We start from the raw sequence: 2,341 nt of genomic DNA on the forward strand, positions 1-2,341 counted from the left end.
TCACGCGCCGGCCGTAAGCCTCGACGAGCCGGACGGTCTCGTCGAGGTCGTCCTTCGTCGCGAGCTTGTAGGGAACGGTCGGCAGCTGGTCAATGACGTCGGTGATGATCACGTCGGCGCCCTCGCGTGCGCAGGTCACCGCGTGGGCCCGTCCCTGCCCCCGGGCGCCCCCCGTGATGAGGGCTACCTTGCCATCGAGCATTCCCATCGCGACTCCTGTCGAAGACGGCGGCGCTTTGCCGCACGGGCCGAGAATTGCGCGTATACGGGCGGCATGCAATAGGAGGGCCGATATGAGGGCGCTCGCGTTCCGGCACAGCCTCACGCGTGAGGCGGCTTCGACCCATCGGCGGCCGGATAGGCCGGCGGGCCTTCGCGGGGGCGTGCGGGAACCCCGCTGTCGGTCTGGCTGGGGTGGCACAGACACCACAGGTCCGTTCCGATAACTGCTTTCCCTATCCAGAACGGGCGCGGCCGGCTGTCTACGGACGGAAGCGGTGACCTAGGGTTGTGTATATGCAGGGCAGGTTGTTTCAGGCAGAGGAATTTGGCACCGCCGCGCAGAATACAGCCACGATAATCTTCATTTGCCCATATGGCACTCCGGTTGAGAAGGTGCGTTTCGCGATACAGCGGTTCCTTAGGAAGGGTTATCATGTCCTGGCATACCAGACGACCGCGGCCGTCTTTACGGAGGCCGACCCGATGATCCTTCCGGAGCTTATCTCTCAGGTGCGAGAGGATATCAGGTCGCGAATAGCCAGGCTAATATTTGAGGGTGTGACGGATTTTGGTTTCTTCGGCAGCAGCCTGGGCTCCTTCATCCTCTACAACTGCGTAGGCCGCGAAATCCCCGAGTTGCGCTGGGGCGTATTTAACACCGGCGGCAATATCGCGCGAGGCCTGTGGAACATGTCTGAGCTGAGACAGGTGCATGTAGCACGAGGATGGTCGCTCCCGCGACTTGAAGAAGCATGGGCTGAGCTGCAATGGCCGGACTTCGGGCGGCTCGATGGCTGTCGGTTCGTATTCGCGAGCTCGCGGCGAGACGACATCGCCCCAATGAGCGACATCTCCGAGTATCTCGAACCGATGCTCCGGGCAGGCGCCGACGTCAGCGTCCGCGAGGTGCCGGCGATCGGTCATCGTACGACCGTTATCGCCGGGCTCTTGAAGGGGCCGCAACTTGTCCGGATGGTGCGGGCAGTCCGGCCCATTTGATCGTCAGCTGGTCTCGGCGGCGTAGACGATCGTGTTGCTCAGGTACGAGCCCAGCTGCGGATCGAAGGTTCCGCCGCAGGTGATGAGGCGCACCTCCGGGTCTGGAACCGGACCGTAAACCGCTGACGTGGGGAAGCTGTCCTTGGGGAACTGGCGGACGGCCGTGACCCGGAAGACGGCCAGCGTGCCGTCCGCGCGCCGCACGTACACCCGGTCACCGGGGCGAAGCGACGACAGCCGGAAGAAGATCCCCGGGCCGGTACGAGAGTCGATATGCCCCGCGATGACCGCCGACCCGACGGCCCCCGGCCTGGGGCTGCCGGTGTACCAGCCCGCTACCGCTGTCGACTGGGGCACTTGAAGGGTGCCGTCGGCCGTCAGCCCGAGATGGATGAGGCTCGTCTGGACGCCGATCGACGGAATGGTCAGCGTGACTGGCAGGCTGACCTGGACCGATCGCTGCTGTGGCGCGGCAGCGATCGGCCCGGTCGGAGCCGGCAGGGTCGGTGCAGGAGCATAAACCGCCGCGACGGGATGGCGCGTCAGTGCCAGCCCGGCAGCGCCGGCGACCGCCACGAGCAGGCCGGCCGCCAGCACCAGGAAGAGCGCCAGCCTCTTACCTGGCATGCCTGCCACGGTGGCGCGGCACGAGGCGGACGCCAAGGCCGCCCACCATGGTGAGCAGCAACCCGGCGGCGATGAGGGACAGCCAGAGCAGCGGTGACGGCACCCTGGGTGCGGTGCCGCCGAGCCCGGTCGCCGCGGCGCCCTCCGGCACGCCGTCGCTCCCGGCCGCGTCCAGCAAGTCGTCGAGCACCAGGCCCTTCGGCCCGTCGAGGATTACGACGGTGTGCACCGTCCCGGCGGTAAACGTGATCGTCGAGTTCACGGAATCGCTCTCCCCGGCGACGTGCAAGGTCGCGGTGGCCGTGGATACGGCCTGGTAAGAGCTCACCGACCCGAACGTCAAGTTGGTGACGGTCGGCTTCCCGCCCCATGTCACCGTCACCGCATGCTGCTTCAGGGATGCCTGAATGAACCGGACGGATGCCTTGCCAGGCTGGGCGGTCAGCTGATCTTGCAGAACCTCGAGCCGAAGCCCGGATTCTGGTCCAAGCCC

3 protein-coding genes and 1 pseudogene are annotated in these 2,341 nt (G+C 66.1%); 1 reads left to right on the forward strand and 3 read right to left on the reverse strand.

The window, feature by feature from the left end; all coding sequences use genetic code 11:
* Window positions 1–208: pseudogene (locus tag WA805_RS04555) on the reverse strand (SDR family mycofactocin-dependent oxidoreductase); the annotation flags it as partial.
* Between the two features lie 308 nt (window positions 209–516).
* Here WA805_RS04555 and WA805_RS04560 point away from each other — a divergent pair.
* Window positions 517–1,221, forward strand: a complete 705-nt coding sequence (locus WA805_RS04560; RefSeq protein WP_422273039.1) for a hypothetical protein — start codon at window positions 517–519, stop codon at window positions 1,219–1,221.
* Window positions 1,222–1,224: 3 nt separating this feature from the next.
* Here WA805_RS04560 and WA805_RS04565 read toward each other — a convergent pair whose 3' ends face one another.
* Window positions 1,225–1,848: a class F sortase gene (locus WA805_RS04565; protein WP_425241712.1), complete on the reverse strand. Its 624-nt coding sequence runs from the start codon at window positions 1,846–1,848 to the stop codon at window positions 1,225–1,227.
* Window positions 1,838–2,305, reverse strand: a complete 468-nt coding sequence (locus WA805_RS04570; RefSeq protein ID WP_425241713.1) for a DUF4397 domain-containing protein — start codon at window positions 2,303–2,305, stop codon at window positions 1,838–1,840. The genes WA805_RS04565 and WA805_RS04570 overlap by 11 nt, the downstream gene beginning before the upstream one ends.
* Window positions 2,306–2,341 lie beyond the last annotated feature (36 nt).

The sequence above is a fragment of the Trebonia sp. genome, assembly GCF_049794275.1.
In the GTDB taxonomy this organism is placed as follows: Bacteria; Actinomycetota; Actinomycetes; order Streptosporangiales; family Streptosporangiaceae; genus Trebonia.